At 72.0% G+C, this 22,707-nt stretch carries 13 protein-coding genes; all 13 read left to right on the forward strand.

Going from position 1 to position 22,707, the window contains the following annotated elements; translation table 11 throughout:
- Nucleotides 1-416: 416 nt before the first annotated feature.
- On the forward strand, nucleotides 417-5,348 hold the full coding sequence (locus tag ACIHEJ_RS07715) for an amino acid adenylation domain-containing protein (protein ID WP_400132966.1): 4,932 nt from the start codon (nucleotides 417-419) through the stop codon (nucleotides 5,346-5,348).
- A gap of 170 nt (nucleotides 5,349-5,518) precedes the next feature.
- Complete coding sequence (locus ACIHEJ_RS07720; protein WP_400132968.1) at nucleotides 5,519-6,535, forward strand: TauD/TfdA family dioxygenase; 1,017 nt, start codon at nucleotides 5,519-5,521, stop codon at nucleotides 6,533-6,535.
- Complete coding sequence (locus ACIHEJ_RS07725) at nucleotides 6,520-7,779, forward strand: phosphopantetheine-binding protein (protein ID WP_400132970.1); 1,260 nt, start codon at nucleotides 6,520-6,522, stop codon at nucleotides 7,777-7,779. Before ACIHEJ_RS07720 ends, ACIHEJ_RS07725 begins: the two co-directional genes overlap by 16 nt.
- On the forward strand, nucleotides 7,776-8,948 hold the full coding sequence (locus ACIHEJ_RS07730; RefSeq protein WP_400132971.1) for an acyl-CoA dehydrogenase family protein: 1,173 nt from the start codon (nucleotides 7,776-7,778) through the stop codon (nucleotides 8,946-8,948). Before ACIHEJ_RS07725 ends, ACIHEJ_RS07730 begins: the two co-directional genes overlap by 4 nt.
- Entirely contained in the window at nucleotides 8,941-9,858 is a 918-nt protein-coding gene (locus ACIHEJ_RS07735; RefSeq protein ID WP_400132973.1) for a hypothetical protein, read from the forward strand. The genes ACIHEJ_RS07730 and ACIHEJ_RS07735 overlap by 8 nt, the downstream gene beginning before the upstream one ends.
- On the forward strand, nucleotides 9,851-10,075 hold the full coding sequence (locus ACIHEJ_RS07740; protein ID WP_400132975.1) for an MbtH family protein: 225 nt from the start codon (nucleotides 9,851-9,853) through the stop codon (nucleotides 10,073-10,075). Before ACIHEJ_RS07735 ends, ACIHEJ_RS07740 begins: the two co-directional genes overlap by 8 nt.
- Nucleotides 10,076-10,079: 4 nt before the next feature.
- On the forward strand, nucleotides 10,080-14,696 hold the full coding sequence (locus tag ACIHEJ_RS07745; protein ID WP_400132977.1) for an amino acid adenylation domain-containing protein: 4,617 nt from the start codon (nucleotides 10,080-10,082) through the stop codon (nucleotides 14,694-14,696).
- Complete coding sequence (locus ACIHEJ_RS07750; protein ID WP_400132979.1) at nucleotides 14,689-15,531, forward strand: class I SAM-dependent methyltransferase; 843 nt, start codon at nucleotides 14,689-14,691, stop codon at nucleotides 15,529-15,531. The genes ACIHEJ_RS07745 and ACIHEJ_RS07750 overlap by 8 nt, the downstream gene beginning before the upstream one ends.
- A complete protein-coding gene (locus ACIHEJ_RS07755) occupies nucleotides 15,528-16,178 on the forward strand; it encodes a phosphopantetheine-binding protein (RefSeq protein ID WP_400132981.1) in 651 nt (216 codons plus the stop codon). Before ACIHEJ_RS07750 ends, ACIHEJ_RS07755 begins: the two co-directional genes overlap by 4 nt.
- A gap of 68 nt (nucleotides 16,179-16,246) precedes the next feature.
- The gene (locus ACIHEJ_RS07760; RefSeq protein ID WP_400132983.1) at nucleotides 16,247-17,044 is read left to right on the forward strand and encodes a phytanoyl-CoA dioxygenase family protein; all 798 of its coding nucleotides are present in this window, start codon (nucleotides 16,247-16,249) and stop codon (nucleotides 17,042-17,044) included.
- Nucleotides 17,035-18,267, forward strand: a complete 1,233-nt coding sequence (locus tag ACIHEJ_RS07765) for an MFS transporter (RefSeq protein ID WP_400132984.1) — start codon at nucleotides 17,035-17,037, stop codon at nucleotides 18,265-18,267. The genes ACIHEJ_RS07760 and ACIHEJ_RS07765 overlap by 10 nt, the downstream gene beginning before the upstream one ends.
- Before the next feature lie 6 nt (nucleotides 18,268-18,273).
- The gene (locus tag ACIHEJ_RS07770; protein ID WP_400132986.1) at nucleotides 18,274-19,863 is read left to right on the forward strand and encodes an amino acid adenylation domain-containing protein; all 1,590 of its coding nucleotides are present in this window, start codon (nucleotides 18,274-18,276) and stop codon (nucleotides 19,861-19,863) included.
- Nucleotides 19,860-22,679 (forward strand): alpha/beta fold hydrolase, encoded by a 2,820-nt coding sequence (locus ACIHEJ_RS07775; RefSeq protein ID WP_400132988.1) that lies wholly within the window; start codon nucleotides 19,860-19,862, stop codon nucleotides 22,677-22,679. The genes ACIHEJ_RS07770 and ACIHEJ_RS07775 overlap by 4 nt, the downstream gene beginning before the upstream one ends.
- Nucleotides 22,680-22,707: the final 28 nt, after the last annotated feature.

The raw sequence follows: 22,707 nt of genomic DNA on the forward strand, positions 1-22,707 counted from the left end.
CCTCGTTCGTCACCCCTCGTGGCAGTTAGTTGCCACGTCGGCTCGGCCGCTCTTGCGGGGCCGGCCGGCCCCGAGAGCACCCACGTGATCCGGCCAGGGAGCCTTTTCGTCGGCCGACAACGGGCGGTGCGCCCCGCGGTGCCGTCGCCGCGGTGAAGACACAGCTCACCTGCTGCGTTCGCGTCCGGGAGCCGGGTGCCACGGCGAGTTCCGACGACGTGGAAAAGCACGTGGTTCAAGCCATCCTCTGCGGAAACGGCCGCGTTACCGAAAGGGCCCGTTCCCCACTCCCAAAACGCCGCCAAGCCGACGAAATCCCGGCCGGAATCAAGATCATCAATGGTTGTGTGCATGGGGCACGCTGCTTAGCATCCGCATTGGTCAACTGCTTGAGGTTGTGAAACGGGGAGCTGGGCATGAACTTCGATCAACGCCGCGCGTTGCTGGCCTCGTTGCTCAACCAGAACAGCAATCGCCCCGAAACGGCGGCGGAACCTGCGGGAACGGCGGAGGGCCCCCTCACCGGAGCGCAGCGGGGGCTGTGGTTCCTCTCCCGGCTCGAACCCGACAACCCCTCCTACAACGTCGTGCTGGCCTGGAAGCTGACCGGCCCGGTGGACCGTGACGCCCTGGCCGCGGCTCTCGAGGGGCTCGTCACCCGGCACGTCGCGCTGCGCACCCGCTTCGTGGAGTCCGCCGGCTCCCCCGTGCAGGTCACCGACCCGCCGGGCGACCCGCTGGTGTGGACGGACCTCCGCTCCGACCCGGACCCCCGGGCCGCGGCGCTGGAGCTGCTGCGGGAGGAGGCGCGGACCGCGATCGACCTGGAGCGCGGCCCCGTCCTGCGAGTCCGCGTCGTACGGACCGCAGACACCGAGCAGTTCCTCTGCCTGACCGTGCACCACATCGTCTTCGACAACTGGTCCGCCGGTCTGCTCACACGGGACCTGACCGAGCTGTACGCGGCCGCCCTCGACGGGCGACAGCCGCAGCTGCCGCCGGTCCAGGCCCACCAGATCGACGTAGCTCGGCGTGAACTCGACGACGACTACCAAAAGTTGACGGACAGCCAGCTCGACTACTGGTCGCAGGTACTGACCGAGGCCCCGGCCGGGATCGAGCTGCCGCGCCTGGAGCGGGCCGCCCACGGGGACCTCTCCGCCGGCGCGACCCACACGGTGCGGGTGCCGGACCCGGTGGTCAGCGCCGTACGGCAGCGGGCCGGCGGCACCACCTACACCGTGCTCCTCGCCGCCTGGTCCCTGCTGCTGCACCGGTACAGCCGCCAGACCGACCTCGTCATCGGCAGCACCTCGGCCGGTCGCGGCTGGGCGCCGGCCGAACAGGCCGTCGGATACCTGCAGAACACGCTGGCCCTGAGGCTGGACCTCGACGGCGACCCGCGGTTCTCGGAACTGGTGGCCCGCGTGCGCACCACGGTGCTCGACGCCTGGGCGCATCAGGACGTGGCCTTCGACGAAGTGGTCCGGGTCACCGGCCCGGCCCGCCGGGACACGGCCGGTTCGGTCTTCGACGTGTGGTTCGCGCTGAGCGACGAGGACTCCGGGCCCCTGGAACTGCGAGGTCTCGCCACCGAGCGGCTCGACGTGGAGACCGGGACCGCCAAGTACCCCCTGTCCCTGCTGGTCGACCGGGAGGCGGACGGCTGGCGGTTCACCTTCGAGTACGCCACGGCCGTCTTCGCCCCGCAGACCGTACGGTCGTTGGCCGGACACCTCGTCCGGCTGCTGGAGGAACTCGCGGCCGACGGCGACCCCCGGCTGTCCGAGCCGCATCTGCTCGACGCGGCCGAGCGGGACGAGCTGCTCGTCCGCCGCGGCTGGGGCGCCGAGCCGGAGCGGGAGCAGGTCACGGTCGTCGACCTGTTCGAGCGCCAGGTCAGGGCCACGCCCGACGCGGTCGCCGTGCGGTTCGGGACGGAGGAACTCAGCTATGCCGAGCTGAACGCCCGGGCCAACCGCCTCGCCCGGCGGCTCGGCGCCGCCGGTGTCGGGCCCGACGTCCTGGTGGCGCTCTACCTGGAGCGCGGCATCGACATGGTGCTCGCCGTGCTGGCCACCCTCAAGGCCGGCGGCGGCTATGTGGCCGTCGACCCGAAGAATCCGGTGGACCGGGTGCGGGCGGTGCTCGCCGAGGTCGGGCCGCCGGTACTGCTGACCCTGGAACACCTGAAGTCACGCCTGCCCGCGGTCGACGTACCTGTCCGGGCGCTGGACGGCCCCGAGGGCCTGGCCCGGCTCGGCGCCGACCGGCCGGACGACGACACCGACCTCGGCATCGCCCTGACACCCGAGAACCTCTGCTACGTCACGTACACCTCGGGTTCGACCGGCGGCCCCAAGGGCATCGTCATGCCGCACCGCGCCCTGGTGAACCTGCTGGCCTGGCAGTCCGAGCACTACGCGCTCGGCGACGGCTCCCCGCGCACCCTGCAGTTCGCGTCGCTGGCCTTCGACGTCTCCTTCCAGGACATGTTCTCGACCTGGATCACCGGCGGCGAGGTGGTCCTGATCTCCGAGGACGAGCGGTTCGAACTGGCCAAGCTGCACGCAGTGCTGGAGCAGCAGAAGATCGAACGGCTCTTCGCCCCCGCGCCCGCCCTGCAGCAGATCGCGGCCGGCTACCGCGGGGCGCGTGCCCTGCCCGCGACGCTGAAGACCGTCATCTCCGGTTCGGAGCAGTTCATGGCGACCGCGGACCTGCGGCGCCTCGCCGACGGCGCCCCGGGCCTGCGCTTCCACAACGAGTACGGCCCGTCGGAAACCCACGTGGTCACCTGCTACGACCTGCCGCGGGCCAGCGGCGACTGGCCCACGTCGGTGCCGGTGGGACGGCCGATCGCCAACAGCCGCATCTATCTGCTCGACGAACGGCTCGAACCGGTCCCCGACGGCGTGGTCGGCGAGATATACATCGGCGGCAGCGGGGTCGCCCGTGGCTATCTGAAGCGCCCCGGCATCACCGCCGAACGCTTCCTGCCCGACCCGTTCGCGGCCCGGCCCGGTGCCCGGATGTACCGCACCGGAGACCTCGGGCGCTGGCGGCCGACCGGTGACCTGGAGTTCCTCGGCCGGGCGGACTTCCAGGTCAAGGTGCGCGGCTTCCGCGTGGAACTCGGCGAGATCGAGCAGGTTCTGGAACTGCACCCCGAGGTGGCCGAGGCGGTCGTCCTGCTGCGCGAGGACCGGGCCGGTGACCAGCGGCTGGTGGGCTACGCCAGCGCCCGTACGGCGGCCGGGGCGACCGCCGCCCTCGCCGACGAACTGCGCGCCCTGGCGAAGGCCAAGCTGCCCGAGTACATGGTGCCCGCGAGCTTCGTCGTCCTCGACTCCCTGCCGCTCACCCCGAACGGCAAGATCGACCGCCGGGCGCTGCCCGTGCCCTCGGCCCGGTCGGAGATCCGGACCGAACCCGTCGCGCCCCGTACCCCCGCCGAGCGGCTGCTGGCCGGCATCTGGGCGGAGGTGCTCGGCGTCCCGACGGTGGGAGTCGAGGACGACTTCTTCCGCCTCGGCGGCCACTCGCTGCTGGCCACCCAGGTGATGGCGAGGGTTCGCGAGCGCTTCGACGCGGACGTTCCGCTGCGGGCCCTGTTCGAGTCCCCGACCGTCGCAGGCCTCGCCGAGGTGGTCGAGGCGTTCGCCTCCGGCGCCTCCGGTGCGGCCGAGGGCATCGGGCGGGGCGAGCGACCGGCACGCCTGCCGCTGTCGTTCGCCCAGCAGCGGATGTGGTTCATGGACCAACTCGTGCCCGACAACTCCTTCTTCAACATCGCCGAGACCGTGCGCCTCACCGGTCGGCTCGACGTCACCGCCCTGCAGACCGCTCTCGACGAGGTCGTCCGCCGGCACGAGGTGCTGCGCACCCGCTATCCGAGCGAGGACGGCGAGCCGTACCAGGAGGTCCTCGAAGACGCCTCCGTGCCGATGGAACACCTCGTCCGGCACGACGAGCAGGAGGCCCGCGCCCTCGTCGCCGCCCGCCTCGGCCGCTCGTTCGACCTCGCCGAAGGCCCCGTGCTGCGGGCCGGACTCGTCGAGCTCGGTGACGAGGAACATGTCCTGTGGATCTGCGTGCACCACATCGCCTTCGACGGCTGGTCCGTCCAGCTGCTGCTCCGGGAGATCTCGGCGGCCTACGCCCACGCCGTGAGCGGACGGGGCCCGGACCCGCGCCCGCTGCCCGTGCAGTACGCCGACTTCGCGATCTGGCACCGCGGCTGGATGGACGGAGAGATCCGTGACGGCCAGCTCGACTACTGGCGCAAGCAGCTGGCCGGAGCGCCCGAGGCGCTGAGCCTGCCCACGGACCTGCCCCGCCCCAAGCGCCTGAGCCAGCAGGGAGCCGGTCTGACGCTGCGGCTCGAACCCGAGGTCTCCGAAGGCCTGCGGGAACTGGCACGCAGCGAGGGGTGCACGCCCTTCATGGTGCTGCTCGCGCTCTTCGGGGTCATGCTGAGCCGGCACGGGGCCGGCGAGGACCTTCCCGTCGCCACCCCGATCGCGGGCCGCACCCGCAAAGAGACCGAAGACATGATCGGCCTCTTCTTCAACACCCTGGTCCTCCGCCTCGACCTGTCCGACCGGCCGACCTTCCGCGAGGTGCTGCGCAGGACCAGGAACGTGGCACTCGGCGCGTACGAGCACCAGGACCTGCCGTTCGAGCAGCTGGTGGAGGCCCTGCAGCCGTCCCGTGACCTGAGCCGCAACCCGCTGGCCCAGGTGATGTTCCAGCTGCTGAACACCGGACGCCGCAGCGACGACCTCACGCTGCCCGGTGTCACCGTCACGGAGTTCGACGGCGCGCCCGACACCACCCACCTCGACCTCGAGTGGTACCTGAGGGAGGCGGACGACACCTTCACGGGCACCATCGTCTACGCCACCGACCTCTTCGAGCACGACACGGTCGCCCGCATGATCGACGACTACGGGCTGCTGGCCGCCGCCGCGGTCCGGGACCCCGATGGCGACCCCCTCGCGGTCGCCATCGCCGGCCCACGCGCCGTGGCCGCGCAGGCCGGGAACGGTCTGCCCGGCGGCGAGCCGGAGCCCGCCGCCGGTGCCCCCGGCCTCTCCGCCGCGGGTGCGCCCGACGAGGTGCACGAGCAGATGCGGAAGATCTGGGCCACCGTGCTGAAGCTGGACGAAGTCTCCCTCGACGACGACTTCTTCGATCTGGGCGGCCAGTCCCTGCTCGCCACCCGGCTGATCGCCCGCATCAGCGACACCTTCGGGGTCCAGCTGCCCCTGAGCGAACTGTTCGAACGGTCGACCGTCGGTGAACTCGCCGACGCGGTCGTCGAGTTGAAGAGAACCGGCGACTGACTCCGCCGCCCCTGCCGAAAACCGCCGTCACCTCCGCACCGCGACCCCGCTCCCCGCGTGTCCGCCTGCCCGTGCGCCCCGCCGCGCAGGCCGGACCGCCCGTGCGCGGACGCCCCCGGCCGGACAGGCGGCGAACCCGACATCCAACGACTCACGAAAGGGGGCCCGGTGTGAACGACAACGACACCGAAGGCTCGCCCGCCGGGCCGGGCCCACTCCCGCGCCGGCGGACCGACCGCACCGCACGACTCCAACTGACCAAGGACCAGGCAGGACAGGCCCTGGAACTCGCCCAGTGGTGCGCGACCGACCTGGACGAGCACCGGCTGCTGAACGAGCTGCCCGTCCTGGCGCACGAGCTGCCGCGGGAGATACGCACCTTCGTCAACGAGGCCAGGCTGGACCCGCTGGGCCACGTGATCATGCTCAGCGGCAACCAGATCGACCAGGACGTCCTCGGTGCCACACCCGAGTCGTGGCGGGTCGCCGACACCCCGGCCAGCCGCGCCTACGGCGTGCTCCTGATGCTGTACGGCGCCCTGCTCGGCGATCCGATCGGCTGGGCCACCCAGCAGAGCGGGCGCCTGGTCACCGACGTCCTGCCGAGCCGGGGCGCGGAGTACAGCCTGATCAGCGCCTCCAGCAGCCTCGAACTCGCCTGGCACACCGAGGACGCGCACTCGCCCTACCGCGCCGACTGGGTCGGCCTGTTCGCCCTGCGCAACCAGGCGTCGGTGCCCACCACGATCTCCTTCGTCGAGCACTCCGACGTCCCCGCGGACATCGCCCGGATCCTCGCCGAGCCGCGCTTCGTCTTCGAGCCCGACGCCTCCCACGAGTTCGACGGCGACCGCCCGGAGCCGGCGCCGGTGCCCGTCCTCACCGGCGGCCCGGGCGCACCCGTCCTGCGCGCCGACCGCGACTTCGTGCGCGCCGTCGACGGGGACCCGGAAGCCCGGCAGGCGCTCGACTGGGTCATCGGCCATCTCGACGCCAACCTGTACGACGTCACCCTCGAAGAGGGGGACGTCGCGTTCGTCGACAACCGGAACGTCGTGCACGGGCGCAGGCCCTTCCAGGCCGCGTTCAACGGCTCGGACCGCTGGCTCAAGCGGGTCAACGTCGCGCGCGATCTGCGGCGCATCGATGCGGGAACGCGCCGGGGGGCGACATGCGTGATCGTGTGACCCCCGACGGCGACGGCCTCGTCGCCCGCCTGTGTGCCGGACTGAGCCATACCGGCACCACCCTGTACGGCAGCTGTGTGCAACAGGCGGTCAGCAATGTCCTCGAGGCGCAGGGACTGCGGGGCGCCGCCGATCTGCTCGGCATGAGCTGGGGCTTCGGCTACCGCTCCGGTGACGTACGGCTGCGTGCGGGCGAGCGGTGGCCGGCCGCCGTGGCCCGGCTGTCGGGGCTCGTGATCACCCGGCTGCGGCCCGGTTCGGCGCAGGCCGCCGCCGACGCCGAGCACGCCGCGCTCGCCGACGGCGTCCCCGCGGTGGTGGCCGTCGACTCCTACGACATCGCCTCCCCGTACCAGGGCACGACCCACCTGATGCACGCGCTCATCCTGGTGGCCCGTGACGCCGACGGCGTCACCGTGCTGGACCCGATGAACCAGCCCGCCCCCACCCGGCTGCCGCTCGAGGTGTACCAGCGCTCCCGGTCCAGTTCCGTCGTCGCCGGCCACGACCTGATCGTGTCGCGGGGAAGCGTGGACCGCGCCTGCTCGCCGCTGGAAGCGGTCGGCGAGCTGTACGCCGACGCCACCGCGCACCGCGAGGCGGGACTGGAGGAGTTCGACCGGTTCGTCCTCGACGTCGAGGCCGGCCGGGTCGCACCGGACGTGGCGGACGTGGCCGCGGAACGCAGTTACGCACAGCGGCTGGTGGCGGCCGCCGCCGCGGAACGCCCCGAACTGCGGTCGCTGGCCGACGCCATGGACTCACTGGCCCGCCGCTGGTACTTCGCACACACCGTCGGCATGGAGAGCGGCGAGGACGGGGGCCGGCGCATGCCCAAGATCCTGCGCGCGCTGCGGAACCGGGAGGTCCAGATGCTGGACGAGTTCGACGAGACGGTGCGGGCGGCCGGGCTGGCGCCCGCGGCCGGTGCCGGTGCCGGGTCCACGGACGGCACCGCGGTGCCCGACGGTCTCGACGCACTGATCCGCTCCGTGCTCGAACGGCAGACCAAGATCGAGACAGCGGGGCTGCAGTCCACCGACGACCTGTGGGCCGCCGGCCTCACCTCGCTCGAATCCGTACGCATGATGATGGACATCGAGGACGAACTGGGCCTGGAGTTCCCCCCGTCCCTGCTCAGCCGTACCACCTTCGAATCGCTGTCGGCCATCGAGCGGGCCGTCGTCGCCGTGCTCTCGGGGACGGCCGACGAGATCGCAACTCCCGAAGGAGCAAACCGATGACCCGCCCGTCGGCCGTCCGAGCGGGACGGGACGAGATGCTCGCCACCGCCGCGGACGTGGCCAGGACCACCCTCGCCCAGCACGCGGACGACGTCGACAGGAACGCCGTCTTCCCCACGGAGTCGATCGCGGCCCTGGCCCGCACAGGACTGCTCGGCGCCGCGCTGCCCGAGCGGTTCGGCGGCGCGGGCCTGGACACCGCCGCCCTCACCGAGATCGGCCGCACCCTCGGCCGTGCCTGCGGCTCCACCGCGATGATCTGGGCCATGCACCAGGTCCAGGTGGCCTGCGTCGCACGGCACTCGGCCGGCTCCGCGGTCCCGGAGGAGCTGCTGGCCTCGCTCGCCGCCGGCGGCGGCCTGATCGCCTCCGTCACCACCGAGCTGGGCGTGGGCGGCAACCTGCGCGAGAGCCGCACCTCCTGCGTCCCGCACGGCGATCGGGTGACCGTCACCAAGGAGACGCCCACCGTCTCCTACGCCCAGACGGCCGACGCCTTCCTCATCACCGCCCGCCGTGGCCCCGACGCGGCCGCCGGCGAGCAGGTCCTGGTGCTGGCGGCCAAGGACCAGGCCACGCTGGAGAACGTCGGCGAGTGGAACACCATGGGCATGCGCGGCACCCGCAGTCCGGGGTGCCGGATCACCGTCGACGTGCCCGCCGCCCAGGTGCTCCCCGTGCCGTTCGCGGACATCGCGGCCCGGACCATGGTCCCGCTCTCCCACATCCTGTGGAGCGCCGTGTGGATCGGCATCGCCGAGGAGGCCGCCGGACGCGCCGTCCGGATGCTGCGCCGCAGCCGCCGCAACGCGCAGCCGGACCGCGGCCCCGACCTGCGGGCGGCCGCGATCGGCGAGCGGCTCGGCCTGCTCGACGGCCTGTTGAAGCTGGTCGTCGACGGCTACGACCGGCTCGCCAGGACCGCCGACGGCGAACCCACCACCGACTTCGTCATCGAGGTCAACAACCTGAAGCTGGCCGCTTCGACCGAGACGGTGAAGGTGACCGAGACCGCGCTGGAGATCTGCGGCATGGCCGGTTACCAGGAGCACACCGATCACTCGGTGTCCCGGATGCTCCGCGACCTGTACTCGGCCCGGCTGATGATCTCCAACAGCCGTCTGCTGGAAACCAATGCGACGTCGATGCTGATGAGGCGCTATGGCTGACTCCCGCGTACCCGTCCCTGCCGGAACCGACCCCGCGCGCCTGCCCCTCGACAGTGCCGTGCCGGGCCTGGCCCTCTTCGACGACACCCACGAAGCACTGATCGACGCCCTGCACGCCTCCATCGGCCGGTTCGCGGCCGCGGAGTCGGCCCGCCGCATCGGAGTGCCCCAGGTCATCTCACGGGCACTGCTGGAGCGCCTCGGCTACGTGGAGTCCTTCCCGCAACTGCTCGGGACGGTCTACTCCTACGAGGGCGACGACCGGCAGTGGCGCGAGATCGTGCCGGCCCTGCGCCGGGGCGAGCCGTGGACCCAACGGCACGAACTCAGCGACGTGGCCCTGCTGCCCGCGGTCTGCTACCACCTCTACCCCCAGCTCGCCGGCGCCGAGCTGGCCGAGCCCGCGGTCTTCGACCTGACCGGCCAGTGCTACCGCCACGAGCGCACCACGGAGCCGGGCCGGCTGCGCGCCTTCCGGATGCGCGAGCTGATCCGTGTCGACACCCCCGAGGCCACCGTGGCCTGGCGGGACGCCTGGACCGAACGCGCCCGTGACTGGCTCGACTCGCTCGGCCTCAAGGCGTCGATCGAGCCCGCCAGCGATCCGTTCTTCGGCTCGGCCGAGCGGCTGATGGGCGCCATGCAACGCGCCGAGCAACTGAAGTGGGAGCTCGTCGTCGAGGTGGCCGACGGGCTCTCCCAGGCCGTGGTGTCGTGCAACTGCCACAAGAACCACTTCGCGGAGGAGTTCGGGTTCCGGATGAGCGGCGGCGAGGCCCACACCTCGTGCACCGCCTTCGGCCTGGAACGGATCGCGCTCGCGGTCCTGTACCGGCACGGTTCCGACCGCCGCAACTGGCCCGCGGAACTCACCGCCGGCCCCGCACCCGAAGGAGCCGAGCGTGACTGAGCGCGCAGATCTCTACCACATCGTCGTCAACGACGAGGAGCAGTACTCCGTCTGGCCCGAGGAAGCCGTGCTCCCGGCGGGCTGGACCACCCGTGGCGCGGCCCGCAGCAAGGCGGAGTGCCTGGCGGAGATCGACACGCTGTGGACCGACCTGCGCCCCCGCTCCCTGCGGGAGCACCTCGCGGCGCAGGGCACGGCCGTCGACGGGGGGCGCTGATCCGATGACGGACATCCAGCTCACCGCCGAGACCGTGGTCGCCGCCGTGACGGAGGCGGCCGGACTGCGGCCCCACGAACCGGCCGTGACCGGCTCCTACGGCACGCTGACCTTCCAGCAGCTGATGGACCGCTCGGCGGTGCTCGCCGCGCGGATCGCCGCGGAGACCGGTGCGTCCGAGACCCCGGTCGGCTACCTGGGCGACCACGGCATGGCGCTGCCGGTCGGCTACCTGGGCATCCTGCGGGCCGGCGCGGCCCTGGTGCCGCTCGATCCCGAGTGGCCCGCCGCACGGATCGCGGAGGTGGCCGAACGCGCCGGTCTCGCCGCGGTCGTCGCACCCGACGCGTTCGCCGAACGTGTCGCCGAGGCGGGACTACGGCTCATACCCGCCGAGACCACGGGGACCGTCGAGGCCTCGGCCGTTCCCGTCGCCCCCGTGGCACGGCAGCTGGCCTACATCGTCTTCACCTCCGGATCGACCGGACGCCCCAAGGGTGTGTGCGTCGAACACGCCGCCCTGCTCAACAACTGCCGCGGCAGCGCCGGACGGTACGCCGTCGGTGCCGGCGACCGCGTCCTGCAGTTCAGCGAACTCGGCGTGGACATCGTTCTGGAGGAACTGTTCACCGCCTGGATCCAGGGTGCGGCGGCCGTGCTGATGGCCCCCGACACCGCCACCAACTTCGCCGACTTCGGGACGTTCCTCGACACCCACCAGGTCTCCGTCCTCGATCTGCCGGTGCCGTTCTGGCTCGCCTGGCTGGACGCGGTCGAGCAGGGCGACGTACCGCCGCCGCCCTCCTGCGTCCGGGTGGCCGCCGTCGGCAGCGACGAGGTGCCCACCGAGGCAGTCCGGCGGTGGCTGACGGCGGCTCCCGGATGCGGCTTCGCCAACGCCTACGGATCCACCGAGCAGACCATCACCTCGCTGATCCACGGCCCGCTCGGGGCGGGCGACCCGGTCGGCGCGGGTGTGATCGGCACCCCGATCCCGGGCGTCACCGCCTACGTCCTCGACGACGGTCTGCGCCCGGTGCCCGACGGCACCGTCGGACAGCTCTACGTCGGCGGCGCCGCCGTGGCACGCGGATACCTCGGCCAGACGGCGCTCACCGCCGAGCGCTTCCTGCCCGACCCGTTCTCCGCCACCGCCGGCGCCCGCATGTACGCCTCCCGCGACGCCGTGATCCGGCTGAAGGACGGCAGCCTGCAGTACGTCGGCCGGATGGACCGGCGGGTGATGGTGCGCGGTTACACGGTCGAGCCCGCGGAGGTCGAGCGGATCATCACCGCCGTGCCCGGCGTCGCGAGCGTGACCGTCGAGCAGTCGCCCGGCGCGGACGGGCGGCTGCGGGCCACCGTCGACGCGGCCGACGACGTCGTACAGCCCACGCGCGTGGTCGCCGACGTCGTCGCCGAACTGGCGGCGAAGCTGCCGGAGTACATGCGCCCGGAGGTCGTCCTGCGCGGCGCCCCGGCGGTCGCCGCCGCCGGACAGCAGCCGCCGAGGACCGCCACCGAACTCGCGATCACCGAGATGTGGCGTGAACTCCTGGGCGACCAGGACATCCGGCCGGCGGACAACTTCTTCGACCTCGGCGGCAATTCACTGCTCGCCACCCAGCTGCTCACCAGGCTGGACAGCCGTCTCGGCATCAAGGTCGCCTTCAGCGCGTTCCTCGAGGACGCCACCGTCGCCGCACTGGCCGCGCGCGTCGGCGACCCCGTGGCCGAGGAGGACCGCGCGCCGCTGCCCCCGATCGAGCACCGGGAGCTGCCGAGCACCCCCGCCTCCTTCGGGCAGGAGCGCCTGTGGTTCCTGCGACAGCTGGCACCGGACGCCCACGCGTACCACGAGCCCTTCACCTACCTGATCGAGGGCCCGGTCTCCACCGACGCCCTGAAGACCGCGCTGCGGCTGCTGGTGGAACGCCACCCGGCGCTGCACACCGCGGTGCGCACCGAGCAGGGTGAGCTGGTCCAGCGGGTCGTCGAGGCCGAGCCGGAGATCACCGTCACCCGGGCCGACGCCACCACCGCGTGGCAGGAGGCAGCCGACTCCTGGCTGGCCGAGATGGTCCGCCGGCCCTTCGACATCGAGTCCGGCCAGGTGCTGCGAGCGGGACTGCTCCGACGCGACGACGAGTACGCCCTGCTCTGTCTCGTGGTCCACCACATCGCCGTCGACGCCTGGTCCAGCACGGTGCTCTGCCGTGACCTGGGCAGCCTCTACGCCTCGGTCCTGGAGGGGCGGGCCGTCGAAGCGGACCCGCAGCCCGTGGACTACGCCGACTTCTCCCGGTGGCAGCGCGAGCTGACCGAGACCCCCGCCGGCCGGGAGGCCCGCGACTTCTGGGCCACCACGATGGCCGGGGCCGAGAACGCCGAGCTGCCCGGCAGCGGCGTCCGCGGGCCGGTGCAGGACTTCTCCGGAGCGTCGCTGCGCTTCGAGTTCGAGCACACGGTGTACGACCGCCTGCGACGGCTGGCCCGCCGCGAGGGCGTCACGCTCTTCCAGCTGCTGCTGGGCATCCACTCCGTGTTCGTGGCCCGGCACACCGGCGTGTGGGACAGCGTGATCGGCACCCCCGTCGGCAACCGGCACGACGAGAAGCTGGAGAACGTCGTCGGCTTCCTGGTCAACACCGTGCCGGTGCGCGCCGATCTGACGGACAATCCGCGCTTCACCCAGGCGGTACGCCGGATCGCGGATCAGGCCGTGCTGGCCGAGCAGCACGCCCATGTGCCGTTCGAGCACATCGTCGCCCTGTCCGGGCAGCCCGCGGTGATCGACCGCAACCCGCTGTTCCAGACCCTGTTCCAGCTGGAGGAGGGCGGCGCGCCGGTACCCGATCTGGCCGGTGCCCGCGTCTCGGAATGGCGCATCGACCCCGGCTCCGCGACCATGGACCTGTCGCTCACCCTGCGGGCCCGCCCCGACCGGCTCGACGCCATCCTGCGCTTCAGCACGGGCGTCTTCACCCCCGAGGACATGGAGCGGATGGCTGACCGGCTGCGGACGCTGGTGTCCGCGGTCCTGGACGACCCCGAGGGCACGGTCAAGGACCTCCCCGTGCTGCCGGCGGGTGAGCGGGAGACGGTCATGGGGGGCTGGGCCCGGACGCCCGGCGAGCCCTCGACACGGTCCGTGCCCGAGCTGGTGCGCGAGGTCGCGGCGGACCGCCCGGACGCGATCGCCGTGGTCGACGGCGCACGCGAACTCAGCTACCGCACGCTGCAGTCCGCGGCCGACGCCACCGCCGCGCGCCTGATCTCCGCGCAAGCGGGGGCGTACGTCCCGCTCCTGCTCGGCAACGGCCCCGAACTCGTGGTGGCCATGCTCGCCGTGCTGGGCTCCGGTTCCGCCTTCGTCCCGATGGACCCGGACTGGCCCGCACACCGCATCGAGCAGGTGATCCAGCGGCTGGGTGCCACCGTGGCCCTGTCCGCGCCCGGCGCGGGGCCGGTCCCCGGCGCCGCGCAGACCATCGAGATCGACCTGGACGCGGTGGCCGACCCGGCCGTCACCCTGCCGGCGCCCGGCCTGGACGCCGCCGCGTACGTGATGTTCACCTCCGGCTCCACCGGCACCCCCAAGGGGGCGGTGGTCACCCACCGCGGCCTCGTCAACCATCTCGAAGGCCTGACCGCCCGGCTGGGCGCCCGGTCCGCGGCGAGCATCCTGCAGACCGCGCGGCCGAGCTTCGACCACGCGGTACGGCAGTGCCTGTGGCCGCTGACCACCGGCGGCCGCTGCGTCATCAGCCCGCTCGGCGACCTGGTGGAGCCGGCCCGTCTGGTCGACCGGATCGAACGGCATGCCATCACCACCCTCAACCTCGTCCCCAGCCTGTTCGCCGACTTCGTCGACCACTGCGCGCGGGACGGTGCGGCGGCCCGGCTCGCCTCGGTGCACACCGTGATCGTGGGCGGCGAGGCGCTGCGGCACGACACCGCCGCCGCCTTCTTCGAACTGGGCACCGGGGCAGCCCTGTTCCAGAGCTACGGAACCTCGGAGACCGCGATCAGCTCGGTGCTGCACGAGGTGCACCCCGACGAGACCGACCGGCAGCTGCCGATCGGCCGCCCCATGCCGAACACCGGCGCCCTGGTCCTCGACGACCAGCTGCGTCCCGTGCCCATCGGCACGATCGGCGAACTCTGGCTCACCGGTGACTGCGTCGGACTGGGCTACCTGGGCGACACCGCGGCCGGCCGGCGCAGCTTCGTGGTCAACCCGTTCCCCGGCGTCCCCGGCGAGCGGATCTACCGAACGGGCGACCTCGCCCGCTGGGTGGGCGACGGGGAGCTGGAGCTGCACGGCCGCCGGGACCGGCAGGTGAAGGTCCGCGGCGTTCGGGTGGAGCCCGCGGACGTGGAGTCCGCGCTGCTCGCCCACCCGGGAGTGGGCGGCGCCGCCGTGGTGCTGAACACCGGTCAGGACGACCTCTCCGGCCTCACGGAGGAGGCGCTGCGGTCCAGGGCGGCGCAGGCGTTGTCCGGGCTCGACCCCGAGCAGGCGGCGGCGATCGTGCACTGGGCACGGTTCCTGCCCGACGACGGTGCCACGGACCACGGCACCGCACACCACCGAGCGGGAGGACAGACAGTTGCTTAGGCGGTACAAGGACTTCACGCTCGCACTCGAGCTGAACCGCGACACGTTCATCGAGACCCCCAGGGCGGAACAGCGCCAGTGGTTCGTCGACCGGGCCATCGGTGAACTGGTCGACCAGTTGCGCCACTGGGACTCGCTGGCGCCGACACTGGTCACCGGCACCTCACGGGGCTCGGTCGAAGGGACCTGGAGCACCGCGGGGGCGACCCGGACCGAGGACGAACTCCTCATCGAGGGCCAGGAGGTGATGCAGGACTGGGAGTGGCCGCTGATGCAGCGGATCGCGGACCGGGTCGCCGGCTCGCACGGCGACGTCCTGGAGATCGGCTTCGGCATGGGGATCTCCGCGACGATGATGCAGGAGATCGGGGTCCGTTCCCACACGATCGTCGAACTCAACGAAGAAGTGGGACAGTTGGCCCGGGAGTGGCGCGCCCGGCGTCCCGACGCCGACATCGAGATCGTCTCAGGTTCCTGGCGGGACGTCCTGCCGACCCTGGGCACGTTCGACGGCATCCTCTGGGACGCCTTCCCGATCAGCGACACCGAGTTCAACCAGATCGTGCTGCGCGACAGCACGGTCGCGGAGTCGTTCTTCCCGGAGGCCTCCGCGCATCTGCGGCCCGGCGGGACCTTCAGCTACTACAGCAACGAGGTCGACTCGCTCAGCCGTACCCACCAGCGCAGTCTGCTGCGGTACTTCGACCGTTTCGAGGTCGAGGTGGTCGGCGGCATGCAGCCGCCGGAGGACTGCCAGTACTGGTGGAACGACACGATGGCGGTCGTCTCCGCGAAGAAGAACCCGGTGACGCGCAACGGGCGGGAGGCGGCATGACCCGGCAGGACATCCGACTCGCTCTCGGTGAGCTGGACGCACACCGGCTGCGGGCCCTCGTGGAGCGCTGTGGCGCCGCGGGCGGTGCCGCAGCCGGCGGCGGGCACGAACTGGTCGCCGTGTACGTGCCCCGCCCCGACACCGTCGTGGACGCGGAGGAGCTTCGCGGCTTCCTCGCGGCACGGCTCCCCGGCGAGTACGTGCCCACCCGGTTCGTCGCCGCCGCGGAACTGCCCCTGCTGCCGAGCGGCAAGATCGACCAGCGGGCGCTCGGCAGGATCGCCGCCGCGACGGCCGAGGACCGGGACCGGGGCGACGCGCCCGGCACCGACACCGAGCAGTGGATCGCCGGGGTGTGGCGCGACGTGCTGGGCGTCGAGTCCGTCCGCACCCGTGACGACTTCTTCGCGCTCGGCGGGAACTCGCTGCGGGCGATCCGCATGATCTCGCAGATCGAGGAGGTGCTCGGGCGCCGTCCCGCGGTGCGGAGCATCTTCGACTTCCCCTCGCTCGCGGCCTACGCCCGCGCCGTGGAGGAACTGGCCGCGGACGTGCCCGAGTTCACCGCCCGGGTCGCGCTGGCCGCCGAGGTCTACGGCCTCGACGACGCCGCGGTGGCCGAGCGGCTCGCCGAGCGGCAAGCCTGATCTGCCCATCGGGCCGGCACCCTCCGGGCGGCGGGTGCCGGCCGCTTCTCAGAACGGAGTACGAGTAGATGAACGTGGATGTCGAGGCGGCCAAACAGTTCACGGAACAGGGGTTCCTGGTCAGCGAACCGCTGTTCACCGAGGCCGAACTGACGGCCCTGCGGGACGAGACCGACCGCGAGTTCGACCGCCCGGGCCCGCAGCGCACCCTGGAGGAGGACACCGGCCGGGTCCGTGCCGTGCACGGAGTGCACCGGACCAACGAGTTCTTCGGCCGGCTGATCCGCGACAGCCGACTGCTGGCACCGGCCATGGCGCTGCTGGACGAGGACGTGTACGTCCACCAGTTCAAGATCAACGCCAAGCACGGGCTGGGCGGCGGCATCTGGGAGTGGCACCAGGACTACTCGTTCTGGAGGCGCGAGGACGGCATGCCCGAGCCGCGGGCGCTCAGCGCCGCCGTCTTCCTCGACCCCGTCGACGAGTTCAACGGGCCGCTGTACGTGGTGCCCGGATCCCACGACCAGGAGCTCCTGGTCCACGGTGAACAGGAGAGCGACTGGGAGTCCACGCTCAGCGCCTCCCTCAAGTACCGGATCGACGAGCAGGCGCTGGCCGACTGCATAGGGCCGCGAGGAATCGTCGCCCCGCACGGACCGGCCGGGACCGTACTGTTCTTCGACGCCCGACTGCTGCACGGCTCGCCGCCCAACATGTCGCCGTTCGGCCGCCGGCTGCTCATCGTCACCTACAACGCGGTCAGCAACGCACCCCGCGAGGACCACCAGACCCGGCCGGAGTTCCTGGCCGGCCGCGACACCGAGGCGCTCCAGGCAGTCGGAGAGGGTGCGGCCCTGTGCCCGTAGCCTTCCGGGATTCTCTGATCGTCTCTCACGCCGTCTTCCGCCGCTACTGGGCCGCACGCACCCTCTCCGTGGTCGGCGACGGCGTGGCGACGGCGGCTCTGGTGCTGTACGTGCTCCAGACCGAGGGCAGCGGTGTGTCGGTGGCGGGACTGATGCTCGCCGCCGGCCTGCCCAAACTGATCGGCCCGATGGCCGGCGCGCTGGCCGACCGCTACGACCAGCGGCACCTGATGATCGCCTGCGACGCCGGACAGGCCCTGCTGTTCGGATTGATCGCCGCGGTGAAGCCGGCGTACGCCGTGCTGCTCGCCGTGGTCGCCCTGGCCTCGGCGCTGCAGACCGTCTTCATGCCCGCCGGCCGGGCCTCCCTGCCCGCGCTGGTGGGTTCCGACCGGCTCACCCAGGCCAACGCCTGGCTCGGCACCTCGGTGAACCTCAAGGTCGCCCTGGGCCCGGTCATCGGCTCGGTGCTGCTGATGGCCGGGGACGTCCGCTGGGCGCTGGCGGCCAACGCGGCCAGCTTCGTCGTGTCGGCGCTGCTGCTGTGGACGATGCCCGCGCTGCCCTCGGCCCCCGCTTCCACGCGTTACCGCGGTGTGGCCGCGGCGACCTGGGACGGACTGTCGTACACGATGAAGGACCCCGTGGTCCGCTCGCTGGTCCTCCTGATCCTGTGCTGCAGCGCGTTCCTGGCCGTCGACTCCGTGACCCTGGCGTTCCTCACCGAGGACACCCTGCACCTGAACGAGGCCGAGTACGGCGTCGCCGCAGGTGTGTTCGCCATCGGCATGATCGTGCCCTCGCTGGTCCTGATCGTGTGGGAACCGAAGGTCAGCCCGCTGGCTCTGCTCGCCACCGCCCTGACGGTCGGCGGCCTGGGCACCATGTGCACCGGCTTCGCCCCCGGCCTCTTCCTGGTGGTGGTCTTCCAGATCGTCACCGGCTTCGGCAACGGCCTGGAGAACATCGGAGGCGACACCCTCGTCCAGCGCTATGTGCCCTCGGAACTGACCGGCCGGGTCTTCGGCGTGCTGATCAGTGCCACGTTCGCCGCCATCAGCCTGTCCTCCGCGGCCGCCGGAGCGCTGATCGACCTGAGCAGTCCACGCGCCGTCTTCATCGGAGCCGGCATCGGAACCCTGCTCACCGTGGCGGTTCTGACACCGAGACTGCGCTCCGCGGCTCCGGCCGTCAGGGCCGCCGTCGAAGAACTGGAGAGTTGACCGAAGATGGCACAACAGACGCTGTACGACTGGTTCGCGGCCGGCGCCCGCAGTCAGCCGGAGGCCGTCGCCCTGGAGGTGGCCGGCCACCGGCTCCGCTACGCCGAACTGCGGGACGCCGTCGACCGGCTGGCAGGCCGTGTGCTCGCGGCCCACGGCGGCCGGCCGCAGCGCGTCGGCCTGCTGGCCTCCCGGAGCCTGGCCGCCTACACGGGATACCTGGCGGCCCTGCGCCTCGGTGCCGCCGTGGTGCCGCTCAACCCGGTCTACCCGCCGGCCCGCAATGCCATGATCTGCACGCTCGGCCAGGTCGACGTGCTGATCGTGGACGACTCGGGGGCCGGCCAGCTCGCCGGGATCCACGAGGAACTCGGACCGGTCACCACCCTGCGTCTGCAGAGCGGCGCGGACGGCGAGCTGCTGACCGGTGCCGTTCCCGACCTCCCGCCGCCCCCGGACGACCCGGACGGCCTCGCCTACGTGCTGTTCACCTCGGGCTCCACCGGCACCCCCAAGGGCGTGCCCCTGCGGCACCGCAACCTGCACGCGTACCTGGCCCTCAACATCGCTCGGTACGAGGCCGGACCGGACTGCCGCTTCTCGCAGACCTTCGACCTGACCTTCGACCCGTCGGTGCTCGATCTCTTCGTCTGCTGGGGATCCGGCGCCACCCTGGTGGTGCCGCGGGCCGAGGAACTGATGCGGCCCCTGGACTTCATCACCAGCCGCGGCATCACCCACTGGTCGTCCGTGCCCTCGTTGATCTCCGTCGCCGACCGGCTCGGCACGCTCGTGCCGGGAGCGATGCCGCAGCTGCGCTGGAGCCTGTTCATCGGCGAGCAACTGCTCCTGGACAAGGCCGCGATCTGGGCGGCGGCGGCACCGGCCTCCACGGTCGAGAACTGCTACGGGCCGACCGAGATGACCATCACCTGCACCGCCTACCGGCTGCCGCGGGACGTCACGGAGCTGCCCCGCACGGGCAACGGCACCGTACCCATCGGGCCGCCCTACCCGCACCTGGAGCACCTGGTGCTGGACGAGCAGGGGAACCCCGCCGAAGAGGGTGAACTGTGCCTGCGCGGCCCGCAGCGCTTCGGCGGCTACCTGGACCCCAAGGACGACGTCGAACGCTTCCACGCCTTCGACGGGCACCGGGCCACCCCGTACGACGGCTCGGCACCGCTGACCGGGGAGCACTGGTACCGCACGGGCGACCGGGTGCGCCGCGAGCACGGGCAACTCGTGCACGTGGGCCGCCTGGACCAGCAGATCAAGATGCGCGGCTACCGGATCGAACTGGGTGAGATCGAGGAGGCCGTCCGCAGCCACGGATCGGTCGAGGACGCGGTGGTCCTCGCGCTCCCCGCGCACGGCGAGACCGCACTGGTCGCCGTCTACACGGGCGAGGACGTGCCGACGCGCGAGTTCCTGAAGATCATCCGTACCCGGCTGCCGATGTACATGCTCCCGCAGCGGTTCCATCACGTGCCCGCGCTGCCGCTCAACGCCAACGGAAAGATCGACCGCCGCCGCCTCGCCGAGGAGTTCGCCTCGCGGGCCGGGGGCACCGCGCGAGGAGGCGCCAGGCGATGAGCGCCGAACACATCACGGCACCGGCTCCCGAGACGGCCCCCGGGCCGGCCCGGATCCCCCGCAGGCCCCGTCGCGGTGTCGCCAGGGCGTCCTACCTGCAGCACGGTGTCTGGGCCCTCGACCAGTTCGAGGGCGCGGGGAGGAACTCGACGTACACCGAGACGGTCGTGGTCCGCTTCCGCGGAGCACTCTCCGTCCCGGCGCTGGACACCGCACTGGCCGGCATCGTGGACCGGCACGAGGTGCTCCGCAGCGTGCTGACCACGTGCGACGGAGTTCTCCAGCAGGTCGTCCACGAGGTCACGGACATACCGATGACCAGGCACGACCTCACAGGCGTGGCGGATTCCGAGCGTCCCGGACGGCTGGAGGCGCTCGTCGCCGAGGAGTCGGGCGTCCCGTTCGACCTGGCGCGCGGACCACTGCTCGCCGGTTCGCTGATCCGGACCGCCGAGCACGAACACGTGCTGGTGCTCAACTTCCACCACGCCGTCTTCGACGGCTGGTCGCTGGGCGTCTTCTTCGACGAACTGAGCGAGCTGTACCGGTCCGCCGTCGAGAACACCCCGTCCGCCCTGCCGGAACTCGACATCCAGTACGGCGACTTCGCCGAGTGGCAGTACCACCGCCTGACCGACGACGTGCTGCGCACGGAGGCCGAGCACTGGCGGCGGCAGCTGGCCGGCCTGCCCCCGCTGCTGAACCTGCCCACCGACCGGCCCCGGCCCGCGGTGCAGTCGTTCCGTGGCAGCGCCCACGAGTTCCGGCTCTCCGCCGATCTCAGCAAGCGGCTGCGCCGGCTGTGCCGCGGCGAGCGCGCCACCCTCTTCATGGGCCTGCTCGCCTCCTTCCAGATCCTGCTCGGCCACTGCTCGGGGCAGTCCGACGTACCGGTCGGCTCCGTGATCGCCGGGCGTCGGCGCAGCGAACTGGAGCCGCTGATCGGTTACTTCGCGAACACGGTCGTGCTCCGTGGCCGGCTCGACGCCGACTCCTCCTTCTCCGCGTTCCTGCGCCGGACCCGCCAGGCCTGCCTCGACGCGCACGAACACCAGGAACTTCCCTTCGAGCGCGTGGTCGACGAGCTGCGTCCCGTCCGGTCGCTGAGCCACAACCCGCTCTTCCAGGCCATGTTCGTGCTGCAGAACAGCTCGGCCGACGAACTGCGGCTGCCCGGACTGGAGGCGGAACTGGCCCCGGCCCCCAACAGCACGGCGAAGTTCGACCTCAGCCTGATGATGTGCGACTACCCGTCCGGGCTCGAGGGCGAGTTCCAGTACAGCACCGACCTGTTCGACCCGGCCACGATCGAGCGGCTCTGCCAGGACTTCGTGACGCTGCTGGAGGCCGTGGTGGCCGACCCGGAGCAGCCGGTCTCGGCCCTCACCGGCGGTCTGCGTCCCCCGCACGACAGGTCCGGCGAGGTGACCGTACGCGGCTACCGGCTGGACCCCGCGGTCATCGAGCCGGTGCTCGCCGCACACGCCGACGTGCACGCCGTCGCGGTGGCGCCGTACCAGGACCCCTCCGGCGGCGAGGCGCTGGTCGCCTACGTGGAGGGTGCCGGACCCGAGGGCACGCCGGATCCGCAGGCGCTGCGGGCGTACGCGACGCAACGGCTGGCCGACTTCCTGGTGCCCGACCTGTTCGTCCCGCTGCCCCGGCTGCCGCGGACCGCGACCGGCGCCGTGGACCGTGCGGCACTGCCCAGCCCGGCGGCTGCCCCCGGGTTCCGCGGTGACCAGGGCGATCAGGGCGACGAGGGACGGTGGACGGCGACCGAGCAGACCATCGCCGACATCTGGGCCGAACTGCTGCCCGTGGACGACTTCGACCGTGACGAGAACTTCTTCGACCTCGGCGGCCATTCCTTCGCGGCGATCCGGCTCACCGACCGGATCGCCGAGGAACTCGGCAGAACCATCGCTCCGACATCCGTCTTCCAGGCGCCGACCATCGCCGCGCTCGCGGCGCTCGTCGACCGCACCGGCGCCGACGGAGGGAGCCGTTCACAGCTCGTCGAGCTGCGCGCGGGCGGCAGCGGACGGCCGCTGGTCCTCGTCCACCCGCTCGGCGGCAACCTCCTCGGCTACACACGGCTGGCCGACGTACTCGACGCGGACCGGCCGGTGTACGGCGTGGAGGCCGCCGGTCTCGACGGCACCCATGTCCCGGCGGAGACGCTGGAGGAGGCCGCCGCGAGTTATCTGAAGGTGCTGGCGGAGCTGGGCGACCCGGCGGAACTGGTCCTGGGCGGCTGGTCGATGGGCGGGGTGATCGCCTTCGAGATGGCCCGTCGGCTGTACCAGGACTCCGGCCGGGCCGTGCCGGTGCTGATGCTCGACAGCTATGCCCCGACGAGCGTGCACGGCACGTTCGACGACGCGAGACTGGTGGCCTGGTTCGCCGACGACTGGGGACTCAGCTCGGGTGTCGACCTGGAGCTGCCGGCCGAGCGGCTGGCGGGCCTGTCCTATCCGGAGCAGATCGCGCTGCTGCACAGCCGTGCGGTGTCCGTGGGCCTCGCCGGCGACGACACCGACGTGGCGGTCGTCGAACGGCTGATGAACGTGTTCCGGGCCCATGTGCGGGCGCTGGCCGCCTACCGGCCGGACCGCGCACAGCCCATTCCCGTGACGCTGTTCAGCGCCGACTCCGCGACGGGGGAGAAGGTCGCCCAGGACCGCGGCTGGTCCGCCTGGACCACCGGCACGGTGACGGTACGGGTGGTTCCGGGCGACCACTACAGCATCCTGAGGGAGCCGCAGCTGGCCCGGCTGGCGGAGAGCCTCACGGAGGTGCTCGGCGCACGGTGAGGCGGCGCGGCGGCGCCGTCGCACCGGC

The sequence above is a fragment of the Streptomyces sp. NPDC052301 genome (genome assembly GCF_044593395.1).
Classification (GTDB): Bacteria; Actinomycetota; Actinomycetes; order Streptomycetales; family Streptomycetaceae; genus Streptomyces.

What these genes read in the sequence shown, in the direction of transcription:
- ACIHEJ_RS07745 (WP_400132977.1), top strand. Translation starts at nt 10,080, where the DNA reads ATGACGGACATCCAGCTCACCGCCGAGACCGTGGTCGCCGCCGTGACG.
- ACIHEJ_RS07735 (WP_400132973.1), top strand. Translation starts at nt 8,941, where the DNA reads ATGGCTGACTCCCGCGTACCCGTCCCTGCCGGAACCGACCCCGCGCGC.
- ACIHEJ_RS07760 (WP_400132983.1), top strand. Translation starts at nt 16,247, where the DNA reads ATGAACGTGGATGTCGAGGCGGCCAAACAGTTCACGGAACAGGGGTTC.
- ACIHEJ_RS07770 (WP_400132986.1), top strand. Translation starts at nt 18,274, where the DNA reads ATGGCACAACAGACGCTGTACGACTGGTTCGCGGCCGGCGCCCGCAGT.
- ACIHEJ_RS07755 (WP_400132981.1), top strand. Translation starts at nt 15,528, where the DNA reads ATGACCCGGCAGGACATCCGACTCGCTCTCGGTGAGCTGGACGCACAC.
- ACIHEJ_RS07725 (WP_400132970.1), top strand. Translation starts at nt 6,520, where the DNA reads ATGCGTGATCGTGTGACCCCCGACGGCGACGGCCTCGTCGCCCGCCTG.
- ACIHEJ_RS07730 (WP_400132971.1), top strand. Translation starts at nt 7,776, where the DNA reads ATGACCCGCCCGTCGGCCGTCCGAGCGGGACGGGACGAGATGCTCGCC.
- ACIHEJ_RS07715 (WP_400132966.1), top strand. Translation starts at nt 417, where the DNA reads ATGAACTTCGATCAACGCCGCGCGTTGCTGGCCTCGTTGCTCAACCAG.
- ACIHEJ_RS07775 (WP_400132988.1), top strand. Translation starts at nt 19,860, where the DNA reads ATGAGCGCCGAACACATCACGGCACCGGCTCCCGAGACGGCCCCCGGG.